Genomic DNA, 14,628 nt, shown 5'->3' on the forward strand with positions numbered 1-14,628 from the left:
GATAGAACCCACTTTAAAGTAAGTTAGGCACTTCAAAGTTCTAAGGTAACTTTTTAGTAACCTTCTATCCCACTTAAAAATCACTAAAAAAAGAATCCTTCGCAGAGAATTCTTTTTTGTTTTTATTTAACGTTTATATTGACTGCTGAACTTGTATTTCCAGCGGCATCTTTTGCCGTCACAGCCAGCTTTACGCCTGATTTTTGTTTTGGGATAGTTACTTTAAACTGTCCTTTGCCATCTGCTTTGCCCGATGCGATCAGCTTTGTACCGCTTTTAATCGTAATCACGGCATTTGCTTCTGTTTTTCCAGAGATAAAGGTGGACAAAGACGTAACGGCATTCACTGCCGGAGGTGCCGGCGGGGTTGTGTCTTGCACTTTTACAATTTTATACGGGCTGTATCCTACTTTATTTTGCAGCACGGCCGTTACTTCTGTTCCTGCTTTTTGAGCAGGAATTTTTACGCTGAACTTGCCGTTTCCATCAATTTTTCCGCTCGCAATAATCTTTCCGCCTGCTTTAATATAAATAGACGCATTTTTTTCTCCTGTTCCCGTTACGGCTGTACTTTTTTCAGTAAGCGTATTAACGGTTGGAAGCGCTGGTTTTGTCTGCGCGGCACTGACCGTTACAAACGTGTTGGAGCTGTAGTTATTGGCTGCATCTTTTGCAATAACAGCTAATTTTGTAGAAGCAGGCTGCTTTGGAATGGTGATGCTGAACGTTCCATCCGATTTTGCATTTCCTTTGCCAATTACTTTTTTGTCAATTTTCACATGCACTTCTGCGCCGGCTTCTGTGCTTCCCGTTACGACTGTATCTTGATTGCTTACAGCGTTTACTTTTGGTGTAACGGGTGCTGTTTTATCCTGCACGGTTACAGTTACAGCTGGACTTACGCCCGCTGTGTTTCCAGCCGTTACAGACAGTTTGCTTCCTGCTTTTTGTTTTGCAATCGAGATGCTGTATGTTCCTTTGGCATCCGCTTTACCAGCTGCAAGCTGAAGACTTCCGTTTTTAATGATAACGGTCGCATTTGCTTCTGCTGTACCCGTAACGGCTGTACTTCTATTACTCACTTCATTAACTGTCGGTTTTACCGGAGCTTTTTGCTTTGCTGTAACGATTACAGTCGATGCAGAGCTGTTATTTCCTGCTGCATCTTTTGCTTGTACGCTTAGCTTTGTATTCGCTTTTTGCAGAGAAATGGCAACAGAAAACGCTCCGTTTGCACCTGCTTTAGCCGTTCCCACAGTTGTTGTTCCCACTTTTACAGTAACCGTCGCATTTGCTTCTGCTGTACCTGTAACTTTTGTATCTTGATCACTTACTGCGTTTACTTTTGGCGCAGCTGGTGCCGTTTTATCCTGTACGGTTACCGCAGTGGCTGAACTTGTTCCACCTGCATTTTGAGCCGTTACAGACAGCGTGCTTCCTGCTTTTTGTTTCGCAATTGAAATGCTGTAATTTCCTTTGGCATCTGCGTTGCCTGCTGCAAGCTGAAGACTTCCGTTTTTAACGATGACCGTCGCATTTGCTTCAGCCGTTCCTTTAAGCATTGTGTCTTGATCACTTACTGCATTTACTTTTGGTGCAAGCGGTGCTTTTAACGTAGATTTAACCGCAAAAGAAGGCGCTTGACTTTCGTTTCCTGCTTTATCTTTTGCACTTACCGCTATTGTTGTTCCACCTATTTGTACTGGAATTGAAACAGTAAATGTACCGTTACCATCCGCTACTGCAGAGAACGTTGCATCGCCTGCTTTTACCGTCACGGCGGCGTTTGCTTCTGTTACGCCTGTTACGGTCATATCTTGGTCACTTACTTCATTTACAATTGGAACAGAAGGCGGCGTTTGATCCGTTACGGTCACTACTGTGGCCATGCTTTCATTTTCAGCTGCATCTTTAGACGTTACCGATACTTTTGTATCTGCTGGCTGCTTGGCAATCGTAATTGCAAATTTTCCAGCTTCGTCAGCAAGACCCGTTCCAATTACTTCATTTTCCACTTTTGCAATAACAGAAGCATTTGGTTCTGTCACGCCCGTAAGCGATGTTTGGTTGTCTCCTAGTGTATTAACTGAAGGTGCATCAGGCGCAACCGTATCTTTCGGTGCTTCTTGCTCCTGCTCTTTTCGCGGATATTTAGTTGTATAAAAACTTAAAAGAGTTGTTGTTGGATAATAAAAATCTAAAATTTCACGATAGTCTTTTCCTACGCTTGCCATTTTTTGAGCACCGTATTGACTCATCCCAACACCGTGTCCATTTCCTTTACCATTAAAAGTTGTTGATGTGCTTGTTTCATTTGTTTCCGTTACAAGCAGACTAAGCATCGCACGGCTGTTTAACATCGATTTTAGCTTCGTCGATGTTAAATCTGTTAATTCCAAATGATGAACCACTAGTTTTTGCGAACTGTCTACATCTCCTTTAACGAGGTAGTCCACTGTAATCGCACCTTTAGTCACACGGCCTCCTGATGAAGGAGCATAAAAACTCACCTTTGGAATAGACGTAATTTTAATGGTTTTACCAGGATGCTTATTGGCTACTAACCATGACTTCAAATTATCCGTAACGGTTTTATCTTTTTCAGAAACCGTATTCCACCAAGCGCTATAGTTAGCTAAATCTTTTCCTGTTAAATCAATTTGCGTTTTTTGAATAGCTAACGTCCACGGCGTCTGCTTATCGTATGGATCTTCTTTCACCGGGAAATAAGAAAGCTGAGTTCCTCCCCAAGCATTACTGTTTGATTCGGTTCTCCCACCGTTGCTTGATGAGAAAACGGCGTTGATTAATTTATTGTTGTATGTGACTACTTGTCCAAATGTCTCATCTACTGCTTTGTTTGTGCTGTCGTACCACGTATAGCCACCGTATACTTGATAGCTTACCGTGTCATTGATTACTTTTCCTGCATAGCTCATTGCGTATGTTCTCGCTGCTACTGCCTGAGTTTTTAAGGCTTGCAGGTTCCAAGATGTATAGACTTCATTTGGCACAACGCCTTTTAAATAGTCTTCAATCGGAAGCGTATTAACAGGTCTGACGTACGTTCCTTTTTCATTTGTAAACGCAACGTCCCCTAAGTACTGTCTGCCGTTAATAGATATGGGATTTTTATAAAGAGACGGTGTAATTTCAAAGCTTGTAAAATCACCTAATACAGTGCTTCCTTGTTTTAGAGTGACACCTTGAGTTGTTGCTGTTACCGTATACTCTGTATTTGCCTTTAAGACCAAATCCGAGTTTTTAATAGTGTATAAATAAGACGGCTTAATTGTAATTGCATGATGATCTCCTAAATAGTTTACTAATTTTACAGACACAACTGGTTCTACCGTTTCAGCTTTCACGCTAGCAAGTGGCGTGAATTGAAACAGCAGTACGCTTAGTACTAAAGCAAATGCCGTTAACTTTCTCATCTTGTTCCCCCATTTTCATGTACTGTCTAACGCATTTTCATATCACTCGTTATATCGACACAGTTTTATAAAAATTAAAGCATTTTACCTAGTTTTCTTTTCTGCTCGTCCATTTTTTTGTCGAAAAAACGCTTCTTTATATCATATGAACGACAAAAAAAACGTGTGACATAAATCAATTGATTTAGTCACACGCTTTTATAGGTCTTTTCACCTTTTATTTTTTCATTTCTTCATATGCCGCTATACCATCTGCAATATGATTCATCAGCTTTGTAAGGTAAGCCTGATCAGACAGGTTCCGGTCTTCTTCTGGATTCGTCATATACCCCAGTTCAACTAGCGTTACGGGTACAGTCGACCAGTTAAATCCTGAAAGATCACTGCGATAGCGAATGCCGTCTGCTTCGACAAACTGATCTTTTTTCACCTCTGTCAGAATAGCCTGAGATGCCTGCAGACTGCTTTGATAAATAGACTTTGTATAGGAATTATCTTCTGCAGGAGTAAGCACAGAAAATCCTTTTACAGAAGCATTTCCAGAACCATCTGCATGTATACGTACGTGCAGATCAGCTTTTGAATTGTTCGCAAGCTCCGCTCGTTCCCGGTTGCTGATATCTACATTATCAGAACTCCGAGTAAGCTTTACGGTGATGCCTTTTTCTTCGAGCAGCTGTTTTAATATCATAGAAGCTTCCAACGTTAGCTTGTATTCCGGCTTCTTGGTCACAACGCCTGATGTGCCTCCGGAAACTTTTATTTTTGTTTCTGCTGATCCCGGTCCGATTGGCTCTTTCTCCAGGTTAGCCTGAGATTGATGACCAGGGTCAATGTAGACTAAAAAAGAAGAAGGATCCGCTTTTTCAGGCATGTTGTTTTTTACATTTTTCACTTCATTACCTGCTTCATGAGGCTGTACTGCTTGGAACTGTGAGATGGGCTGCTTCACTCTTTCTCCCTGCGCATGAGCTTTTGGTACATTTCCGCTAACGACGGCTTTCTCTGTTTGACCTTTCATCATAAAGAAAAATAAGAGTACTGCTACTATTGCAACAATACCTATTCCATAACTCCATACTAAGCGCTTCATCTTCGCTCACCAAACTTTCGAATAGAGTGGGATATTCCTTATGTTAAAGTACAAAATGTGTTAACGTTATTATCTCATAGAATATGGATTTTTTTGTATAAAACGTTAAAAATAATATTGGCAATATGTTATGTATATGCAAACAAAAAACAACACTACATAATGTAGTGTTGTTTTTCAAAAAAATGACGGATGGTTAAATCCGTTTTGCACCAATATAACGTGCTTTCCAGTAGCTGTTGCTAAGAGATGTAATCGTCACGCCTTTAGACGTAGAAGCTTGAAGAAACTGATTATTTCCTAAGTACACGCCTACATGTGAAGGACCTTTTTTATACGTTTGAAAGAAAACTAAATCTCCTTTTTGAAGCTTTGCTTTTGAAACGCTTGTCCCTACTCGATACATTTGTTCCGTTGTGCGCGGAAGTGTTTTTCCAGCCTTTTTGAAAATGTATTGAATAAATCCCGAGCAGTCAAAACCTTTTGTTGTTGTGCCTCCCCATTTATAAGGAACACCCATTAATTTTTTACCAGTAGCAATAGCCGTGTCCTTGTATGAATATGACGCTGCTTCTACTGTTTGAGCAGGTGCAATAAACGGACTGGCTCCGCTAAATAAGACTGCCGCTGCCGTTATAGACCCAATGATGGCTTTTTTCATTTTTCTCCTCCATTATGTAACCGAACGTTACGTTTCTATAGAACTTATTTTTCAATATGTTCGGTTTAATTATAATGAAAAAAGCCTCAAAAACTATTACGCTATGATTAAATAATGTTACAAAATGGTTACTAAGGTATTTTTATCTTTAGATATGTATAAAAGAGATTGAAACATACCTAAGTCAATCGAATCTACAGACGAATAAACGAGCTAGTATGAATCGCTTGTTACGCGGCAGTTGATTTCCGTGCAAGACTTCGCTTTCCGCGGGCGGCCGGTGAGCCTCCTCGTCACTTACGCTCCTGCGGGGTCTCACCTGTTCCGCTTTTCCCGCAGGAGTCTTCGTCTTGCCCTCCAATCACAAGCTAGAAGCAACTATAGAAATGAAACCTTCGTTCACTCTGCCAATAAAAAATCCGAACGAGTTGGATTCTCCATCAAGAATCTCCATTCATCGTTCGGATTTCCCTTCAATTAAAACACTTTTGTCCAGCCTCTTTTTCTTTTACTTTTCTTTTTGCTGTTTCAAAATTAAGTCCTGTTTCGCTTTAGCATCGTGATGCTGCGCTAATTCACGTGAAAATTCTTCATTTGCTTGATCCGGAGCAATTTTTAACTCTTTTGGTGTTTGAGGCAGTGACCCTTTGTTGTTATGTGATGATTTGTGATTATTTGCTCTTCCCATATTGAGACCTCCTTGTATCAATCATTTGTTTTTCATCTTTAGTTACTATTCCCAATTTCCCAAAGCAAATTCAACCGAAAAAAGATTGAGACATAACGAAATAAATCCCATCTAAAGCCGGATAAATTGGATAAATGAGCTGGTATGGATCGCTTGTTGCACGGCCGTTAATTTCCATACCAAATTTCGCTTTCCGCAGGAGCCTTCGCCTTGTTCTCCAATCAACAACTAGAAGCAACTGCACAGATAAAATCTACATCAATATAAAAAAGATCCGAACGAATAATCGTTCGGATCTTTCTTCAACTACAATGCTTTTGTACCAGACTCTTTGTTGTTACGATACTTTTTTTGTTACTTCGTTAATATAAGCTTCCTTGTCTTTATCGTTAAATTGCCCTTCCCACTTCGAAATGACAATCGCACCAAGTGAGTTTCCAATTACGTTTACCGCTGTACGTCCCATATCTAACAAACGATCGATTCCAGCGATAAATGCAAGCCCTTCTACCGGAAGTCCTACAGATCCAAGCGTTGCAAGCAGTACAACAAACGATACGCCCGGAACTCCTGCAATTCCTTTAGATGTAACCATTAAAATTAATATCAGTGAAATTTGCTGTGTGATGCTCATATCAATACCGTACATTTGCGCGATAAAAATCGCAGCAAGCGCTTGATAAAGAGTAGATCCGTCTAAGTTAAACGAATATCCCGTCGGAATAACAAAAGATGTAATTGCTTTAGGACATCCGAACTTTTCCATTTTCGCAATAATACGCGGCAATACTGTTTCTGAACTTGCAGTTGAAAATGCTAATAGCAATTCATCTTTTAGCACTTTTAATAAGTGGAAGATGTTAACGCCAGCCCATTTAGCTACAAGTCCTAGCACAACTAACACAAAGAAAATCATTGTGCCGTAAGCAACAATTACAAGCTTACTAAGCGGAATCAGAGACGCTAGTCCAAATTTTGATACGGTTACACCGATTAATGCAAATACGCCAAACGGTGCAAACTTCATAACCAAATTCGTTACCCAAAACATCGCTTCTGCCGTACCTTCAAAGAATCTTAAAACCGGCTTGCCTTTTTCACCGATTGATGCAATTCCAAGTCCAAATAGGACCGAGAAGAAAATAATTGGCAGCATGTCGCCTGCAGCAATTGACTCAAATACATTCGTTGGAACGATGTGAACAAATGTTTCTACAAATCCTTTTTGCTCTGTAGCTTCTGCCGTTGATGTGTAGCTGCTGATATCTGATTTTTCAAGACCGCTGCGGTCCACACCAGTACCAGGGTGAAGCAAGTTAGCTGCTAATAAGCCTACAACAATCGCAACCGTTGTAATGATTTCAAAGTAAAGAATTGTTTTTCCGCCTAATTTACCAAGCTTCTTAATATCACCAACACCCGCAACGCCCACAATGATACTAGATATAACAATCGGCACCACGATCATTTTAATTAAATGAATGAATACGTCTCCAATTGGCTGCAGCACTTCAACTGCTTTAGGATTTCCGTAAAAAATAGCCCCTACAATAATACCTGCAATCAAACCAATTAGAATTTGTCCTGCTAATCCAAGCTTTTTGAACATATCTTTGCACCTTCCTTCTTTTTTCTAACAGCTCAAAGCTGTTTATTTGCACTTGATGTATTCAACAGATACAATTCAATTAAGAACTGTTTATTAAGTAGTTCTTTTATTCATAAGATTACATTATCATAGGCATCACAAAATCTAACAAAAACCTACTGAAACTAACAAAAAGTTTTTAGAAAATTACAAAATGAAAACGCTGTAGTTTTTTTACTACAGCGTTTGTTTGACTTCATAATAGAGCATTTGAATAAATTTTTTTACGTTTATACGACTCGGAGTGCTGCTTTTTCCCGTGCCTTTTTCTATATCTCTCATGCGCTGATGCACCATTGAAAAATCGAAAAACTTAGAAGCATAATTTTCAAATTTAGGATTAAAGAAGTCAACCATACCAAGAGAGGTCAAATGATTTAAAGACTGATAAATAGCTCTTCTTACTCGCTGCTCGGCTGCTTTCATTTCTTTTTGCAGCACGTCTTCTGAAAAAGATGAACCAAGCTTTCTCACGGTAATTTTCTCAAAAATTTCTTTGAGAGAAGGAAAATGCTGTTCATACATCGTGCTTTTTTCCGTTTGATGCAAGTAATTGATGATTTCAATCAAATCTTTACTTCCGCTTTCTCCTAAAATCCCAAGTTCTCTTAAAAGAAACCTGCACGCTTCTACCGGATCGCTTTCTTTTTTACCAAAAGAAGGCGTTTTTTGCTGATTTCCTACATTAAGTACGGTATTTAACGATTCTTGAATTTTCTCCATTGATTGTTGAACATGAATTCGTTCAATTACTTTTTGAATGACCATGAGTACTTCCATACGATTAAGCGGCTTCGTGATATAGTATTCAATGCCAAGCGAGTAGGCTTTTCCAATCAAATCTTTCGTTTCTACCTGTGACATCATAATAATTTTCCCTTTAAAACTATCCTTTATTTTGCGCACGGTTTCGATTCCATCTTGAACCGGCATTAATAAATCAATAAATAAAATATCGATCTGCTGCAATAAAGAAACTTGATCGTTTAACACGATCCCGTCTTCTCCTTCTCCTATAACCTCCCCTAGATCGTTATCTTCAATAATTTCGGCTAACATTGAACGAAAGACTTCGTCATCATCTATGATATAAAATCGCATATTAGTCCTTATCCCCCATTAACGTAGAAATAGGTAAATCTATAGCAAATTGAACACCGGGGCTTGGAGACAGATTAACAAATTGAATATTCCCTCCCAGCTGCTCGGTCATTTGCTTAACGTAGACAAGCCCAAGACCCGTAGAAGGCGTTCCGTCCTTTGCATATTTGGATGTAAATCCCGCTTTAAAAATGAGACGTTCATGCCTTTTTTTCACTCCGGGACCGCTGTCTCTTACATACAATAAAATGCGGTCTTCTTCTCGACATACATCGATAATAATCGCGCCTTCTTTTTCAATCGCTTCGACCGCATTCGTTACTAGGTTATTAATTAATGATAAAAACAAGTACACGTGATAGCGAGGATGCTCTCCTAAAATCGAATATGAAAAATGAATATCTTTTGCTAACATCGCCGCATATTTTTCGTTGCTGCGCATCACGATTTGAAGCAGACTTTCAATTTCCATATACTCAGAAAATTCTTCTTTTGTAATAACCTTGGACAGTCCTGCTGATATCCGCTGGTTGTCTTTTTTTATATCATGTACTTCTCCTGCAATTTGTAATGCTTTTTGGCTAAAATCGTGCAGTGAAGTAAGCTGGTGGATATCCGCTTCGTGTAATTCTTCATACAAATCATATGACTTTTTCGTAATTCTCTCAGCGTCCTGCAGCGTTTTTTTCAAATGAATGGATTCCTCATATAAATTTGAAAGCACAACAAGCAGCTGATCATTTTTTTGAGAGATTTGTCGTTCTCTCAGCTGCCCCTCGTAAAGTTTGATCATACTAAATAGGCATAAAACAAAGAAACTTCGAAAGACGCCTACAATAAAAATCTGCATGAACTCTGGAAACACAATATGATGATGAACCATTACATACATACAAAGCAATTCCATCCCGCCTGAAACCGTTTCGATGATGATGCTCCATATGCCAATAATCCAAGGCTTTGAATGAAAATCGTTAATTTTAAACCACGAAAAAGAAATGGCATAAACGAGATAATAGACCCCTGCTGAACACCTGATCTGCAAAGAATGCAGAAAATCAAATGATTCGTAGCTATACCAGTCAAGGTACATCCGAAAGCCCACTATAGCACTCGCAACTAAAATACCTGGTATTACAGGAGATACCTTTCTTAAAAGCAGCAGTGAAAAGAAAAAAATGGGCACAGCAAAGCTAACTCTATACGTATCATGAAAAGGATAATATTTAAGCTCTCCTGCTAGCGGCACAACGACTATCATCACCAGAATAAGTAAAACATCTTTTTTTACTACCGTATCAACTTTCATCGTTCACTTCCTGCACTTTTTGAACATAAGTATATAGTTTAGCAATCTAAAAGACAATCGCTCTTCTCTATATTTTTTTACATTCCTACTTCCATTTATAAATATAGCCCATATATAAACAGTTATTTATTCTCTTTCATTATTCTCTGTAGTTTTTTAGATTTTCTTGTTTTATTTTGTAATTTTTGTTGTATAGTAGAAGTACCTTTTAAAATGTGAGGCTGTATCACAACTATTCAATTATTATTACATCACCTGATAGCTACACTAAAAAGGAAAACTATTATTTTATAGGGGGAGCTTATTTTACAATGTGGATCATTACCGTTTACTCGAAAAACCAAAGTCCGACTATGTTTGAATTTGAATCAGAGGTAGAGGCGAAAAAGACGTTTCAGGAGATTAAAGGGTGTAAGATCCTATCGGAAGTTATTTACTATAACGACCGAGTTCCCGCTTTAGCGTAAATCAGTTGATGTAGGAAATTTTTCAAATTATTGGTTAAAAGCCACATAAAGAGCCAAAGGATGATCCAGTTCCTTTGGCTCTTTGCTGTTTGATTAGAAAAAACGAGGCTGAGACATAATGAGATGAATCTAATCTAAAGACGAACAAACGGGAGACATGAGCTGAACCGCTTGTGACACCGCAGTTGATTTCCGCGCAAGACTTCGCTTTCCGCGGGCGGCCGCTGAGCCTCCTCGTCGCTTGCGCTCCTGTGGGGTCTCACCTGTTCCGCTTTTCCCGCAGGAGTCTTCGTCTTGCCCTCCAATCAACTGCTAGAAGGGTCTAACGTTGACCCTAACAAAAAAAACGAACCACTAATCAAACGTGTTGATCAATGGTTCGTTTTTCACTTCGTCTAACCTACTTTTGTCCCAGCCTCGTTTTGCTTTGTGAGCATACTGACTGCCCACATTACGATAAAGTTGATAAGCAGCGCAATAAATCCGACATTGATATCCTTCATTTGCTGAGGCAGTGATGGAAATAACGTACCAATAGTAGATCCGCTGATTGTAATATAGGCTACTACAATAATTCCAGCAATAATTCCCCACGCTGCTCCTTGTTTCGTTACAAAGTTATTTTTCTTCAAGCTGAAAAGCAGAGATGGAAACAGCTGTGTCATTAGACTATAGCCCATTAAAATAATTGTTGACAGCGTCGTTCCTCCGTTTAGCGTAAAGTAAACGGAAATGAGAGCCACAACCGGTACAAAGCTTTTCGCTAAACGAGCAATACGCGCTTCGCTTGCTTGAGGCGCAAACGGTTTGTATATGTTTTTAGCCAGCAGCGTTGACGCACTCATTAACAGCATCGACCCCGGCACAAGTGCTGTCAGCAAACCCGCTCCTCCTATAATTCCAATAAACCAAGGATCAAAGGTTTGGATTGAGATCCGTAATAGCGCAAGATCAACGTCTCCTCCGCTTAAACCAGGAACTTTTAAAATAGCTGCAAATCCAACAAAAAATACAAAGAGCAGCATCAGCGTATAAAGAGGACTAATGATTGCATTTTTACGAAATACCTTTGCATTTTTCGCTGTATAGCTTGAACTAAACACCTGCGGCCACATATAAAAACCAAGTACTAGTAAAATAACGGTCGAAATAAACCACGAGACGCTTAATCCTTGCTCAGGAAACTTTAAAAACCCTGGCTTCGCTGTATTCACCGCTTCAAACATCGGACCGTATCCTCCGTAATAATGAAAAGGTAAATAAATGCCTAAAAATCCAATCACAGCAAGCATCATAATGTCTTTAATAACGGCTGTCCATGCAGAACCGTGGATACCGGATATCATAACATACAGCGTTAAACTGATAGCTCCCATCCAAATGGCTGCCGGCATTGAAATGGCGCCGTATGATGCTTGTGATACAATAATCCCCAATCCTTTTAACTGCACAACAATAACAGGAATGACAGCAATCACTCCTACAGCAGCTACAAGCACACCAAGGTAAGGGCTTTTATATTTGCTTACAAAAAAATCAGGCTGCGAGACGAGCTTATGATCTCTTGCATACTTCCAAATAACAGGAAGAAGCCAGTATGATAAGACATATGATAAGCTAATATAAATTAACACATAAAGTGCAGGAGCTCCTTTTCCATAAGCCCACCCGCTTCCGCCTAGAAACGAAAACGTTGTGTAGATTTCTCCGGCCATCAGCACAAACACTAAAACAGCCCCGAAACCGCGTCCGCCTACCGTCCACTGCTCCAAGTTCATATCCTTGCCTTTGGTTGATCGTATGCCAAGAAAAATAGCTGCCACTAAAAATAGTAAAATAATAATAAGTGCACTATTCATTCTTCTTCCCCTTCCCGATTTCTGGGATCAAGCTTGTACATAACCCCTAAAATAATGGACGTAAGCACCACCCATATCACCATCCAAAACATATTGAACGGCATACCGAGAACAAACGGAGTAACTCGATTAACAAAAGGGAGAAAACCTAATATGCCTACGAACGGAAGGACAGACAAAATATAGATAAATTTCATGACTAAACTCCTCCGACTTTCTAAAACTAACTTCTTTATATTACCACATATTCCGTGTATTCAATGAAGGAATGCTTGCATTTAAACTGAAATAATCTCCAAAAGATAAAATATTCTGTACTATTTTACAAAAATACTGTTTTCATTTTTCTGAATAAATAGTATAATTTCTTCTTATAGTTCGCAGGAGGTATCGTACAGATGAAAACAATAGAGAAAATCAGTACATTTGCAGGAAAAACATTTACGCTTTGGGTTATTCTAATTTCCGTTATTGCCTACTCATTCCCAGAGCATTTTGTATGGATTGGAAAGTACATCGTTCCGCTCTTAGGAATTGTCATGTTTGGAATGGGATTAACGCTGTCAGCGTCTGATTTCAGTGAAGTGTTTCGAAGACCGAAAGAAGTAGCACTAGGCGTGGTGGGACATTTTATCATTATGCCGCTTCTCGCATTCGGTTTGGCGATTGGTTTAGATTTACCAAAAGAAATAGCAGTGGGCGTTATTTTAGTAGGCTGCTGTCCAAGCGGCACATCATCAAACGTAATGGTCTTTTTGGCTCGAGGAAACGTTGCGCTCGCAGTTGCTATCGCTTCTGTTTCAACCATTTTAGCACCGATTGTTACACCGCTTCTCATTTTATTATTTGCAAGCAAGTGGGTCGATATTGATATCATGTCTCTTATTATTTCCATTATACAAGTTGTCATCATTCCGCTTGCTCTTGGATTTACAATCAAAAAGTTTTTTGGAAAAGCTGCAGAAGCAAGTTCCAAAGCTCTTCCCCTTGTTTCAGTAGTCGCGATTGTCTTGATTGTATCTGCCGTTGTGGCAGGAAGCCAAGCACAGCTTGCTAAAACAGGCGGTATCATTTTTGCCGTAGTTGTTCTTCACAATATTCTTGGTTTCACAATCGGCTTCTTCTTTGCCCGCTTATGCGGAATGGATCTAGCCAAACAAAAAGCAGTGGCAATGGAAGTTGGCATGCAAAACTCAGGGCTCGGCGTCACCATTGCTTCCACTCACTTTTCGCCGCTGGCCGCTGTCCCAAGCGCCATCTTCAGCGTCTGGCACAACATCTCAGGCTCAGTGCTAGCCTTTATCTTTAGCAAACTAAAAGACAAAAACCAGCCCTCTTCTAACAAAAAAATGGCTGGATAATACAATAAAATTATAAGGGAAGTACAAAAAGCTACCTTAACTCTTCCCAAAAAGTTTTTACCTAGGCGAATGCCACCAACGCCGAAAGCGGGGTGGCATTCACTTAGGTATAGAAAAAGAGACATGGCGCTTTTGCCATGTCTCTTTTTTCTAAAACTATTAGCCTCTTCCTGCTTGGAAAGAAGGGTATTTCGTCATACCACCATCAGCAAATAATGTAATACCTGTTACATAGCTTGCTTGTGATGATGCTAAGAATGCTGCAACTGCTGCTACTTCTTCTGGTTTACCGATGTAACCCATTGGAATCATGCTTTCTACGTCTGCACGTTGTTCTGGATCTGCAAATTTCTCTGCGTTAATTGGTGTGTTCATCGCACCTGGTCCAATGTTATTTACGCGGATACCTTTTGGCGCATATTCAAGAGCCAATGTTTCCGTCATTAGTTTCATACCGCCTTTACTTGCTGCATAGTGAACAAATAATGGCCAAGGAATCATTTCGTGAACGCTAGACATGTTGATAACATTTCCTTTAATGTCGTTTTCAACGAAATATTTAATTGCTTCACGGCTTCCTAAGAATGCACCTGTTAAGTTTGTATCAATAACTTTGTTCCAGTTATCTAGAGATAGCTCATGAGAAGGAACTGGGTTTTCAACACCAGCATTATTAATCATAACGTCTAATGTACCAAATTCTTTAATAGCTGTTTGAACAAGATTTATAACGTCTTCTTCTTTTGTTACGTCGCCTTGAACGATGATTGCTTGTCCGCCTGCTTCTTCTACTTCTTTTTTCGCGTCTAAAGCTTCTTCTTCATTGTTGTAATAGTTAATAACAACTTTTGCTTCTTCTTGACCGAAACGAACAGCCATTGCGCGTCCTAAACCTGTTGATCCACCTGTAATTACAACTACTTTATCTTTTAAATCTGTATACATAATAAAATCCTCCTAGTGTTTTCATTTATTCATACATACTATCATTAACTTTTACGTAA

At 39.5% G+C, this 14,628-nt stretch carries 13 protein-coding genes; 2 read left to right on the plus strand and 11 right to left on the minus strand.

The genetic code is table 11. From position 1 onward, the window contains the following. Positions 1-122: 122 nt before the first annotated feature. The 7 genes from AC1DEF_RS18135 to AC1DEF_RS18165 all read right to left on the minus strand — a co-directional run bounded on the left by AC1DEF_RS18135 (position 123) and on the right by AC1DEF_RS18165 (position 9,937). Complete coding sequence (locus tag AC1DEF_RS18135; protein ID WP_477727511.1) at positions 123-3,437, minus strand: Ig-like domain-containing protein; 3,315 nt, start codon at positions 3,435-3,437, stop codon at positions 123-125. A gap of 217 nt (positions 3,438-3,654) precedes the next feature. Continuing rightward, entirely contained in the window at positions 3,655-4,530 is an 876-nt protein-coding gene (locus AC1DEF_RS18140) for an N-acetylmuramoyl-L-alanine amidase family protein (protein ID WP_318331027.1), read from the minus strand. A gap of 196 nt (positions 4,531-4,726) precedes the next feature. After that, a complete protein-coding gene (locus AC1DEF_RS18145) occupies positions 4,727-5,191 on the minus strand; it encodes a C40 family peptidase (RefSeq protein ID WP_016766438.1) in 465 nt (154 codons plus the stop codon). Between the two features lie 508 nt (positions 5,192-5,699). Continuing rightward, positions 5,700-5,879, minus strand: a complete 180-nt coding sequence (locus AC1DEF_RS18150) for a YfhD family protein (protein WP_013055768.1) — start codon at positions 5,877-5,879, stop codon at positions 5,700-5,702. 337 nt (positions 5,880-6,216) lie between these two features. Next, entirely contained in the window at positions 6,217-7,488 is a 1,272-nt protein-coding gene (locus tag AC1DEF_RS18155) for a cation:dicarboxylate symporter family transporter (protein ID WP_028407730.1), read from the minus strand. Positions 7,489-7,704: 216 nt separating this feature from the next. After that, entirely contained in the window at positions 7,705-8,628 is a 924-nt protein-coding gene (locus AC1DEF_RS18160; RefSeq protein WP_097824158.1) for a response regulator, read from the minus strand. A 1-nt stretch (position 8,629) separates the two neighbouring features. Next, entirely contained in the window at positions 8,630-9,937 is a 1,308-nt protein-coding gene (locus tag AC1DEF_RS18165; protein ID WP_097824159.1) for a sensor histidine kinase, read from the minus strand. A 215-nt stretch (positions 9,938-10,152) separates the two neighbouring features. Here AC1DEF_RS18165 and AC1DEF_RS18170 point away from each other — a divergent pair, with 215 nt between their 5' ends. Next, positions 10,153-10,404 carry a hypothetical protein gene (locus AC1DEF_RS18170; RefSeq protein ID WP_141425878.1) on the plus strand — a complete coding sequence of 84 codons (252 nt, stop codon included), beginning with the start codon at positions 10,153-10,155 and terminating at the stop codon, positions 10,402-10,404. A 129-nt stretch (positions 10,405-10,533) separates the two neighbouring features. Here the strand turns inward: AC1DEF_RS18170 and AC1DEF_RS18175 are convergent, their stop codons facing one another. The 3 genes from AC1DEF_RS18175 to AC1DEF_RS18185 all read right to left on the minus strand — a co-directional run bounded on the left by AC1DEF_RS18175 (position 10,534) and on the right by AC1DEF_RS18185 (position 12,460). Beyond that, positions 10,534-10,713, minus strand: a complete 180-nt coding sequence (locus AC1DEF_RS18175) for a hypothetical protein (RefSeq protein WP_080781632.1) — start codon at positions 10,711-10,713, stop codon at positions 10,534-10,536. Between the two features lie 86 nt (positions 10,714-10,799). Next, the gene (locus AC1DEF_RS18180) at positions 10,800-12,263 is read right to left on the minus strand and encodes a sodium:solute symporter family protein (RefSeq protein ID WP_097824160.1); all 1,464 of its coding nucleotides are present in this window, start codon (positions 12,261-12,263) and stop codon (positions 10,800-10,802) included. Then, positions 12,260-12,460 (minus strand): DUF3311 domain-containing protein, encoded by a 201-nt coding sequence (locus AC1DEF_RS18185; RefSeq protein ID WP_013055761.1) that lies wholly within the window; start codon positions 12,458-12,460, stop codon positions 12,260-12,262. The genes AC1DEF_RS18180 and AC1DEF_RS18185 overlap by 4 nt, the downstream gene beginning before the upstream one ends. Positions 12,461-12,661: 201 nt before the next feature. Here AC1DEF_RS18185 and AC1DEF_RS18190 point away from each other — a divergent pair, with 201 nt between their 5' ends. Continuing rightward, positions 12,662-13,624 carry a bile acid:sodium symporter family protein gene (locus tag AC1DEF_RS18190; RefSeq protein ID WP_013055760.1) on the plus strand — a complete coding sequence of 321 codons (963 nt, stop codon included), beginning with the start codon at positions 12,662-12,664 and terminating at the stop codon, positions 13,622-13,624. A 159-nt stretch (positions 13,625-13,783) separates the two neighbouring features. On the opposite strand, the gene gdh is transcribed toward AC1DEF_RS18190, so the two are convergent. Then, a complete protein-coding gene (gene gdh, locus AC1DEF_RS18195) occupies positions 13,784-14,569 on the minus strand; it encodes a glucose 1-dehydrogenase (RefSeq protein ID WP_097824161.1) in 786 nt (261 codons plus the stop codon). Positions 14,570-14,628 lie beyond the last annotated feature (59 nt).

This window comes from Priestia sp. 10L35 (assembly GCF_056395685.1).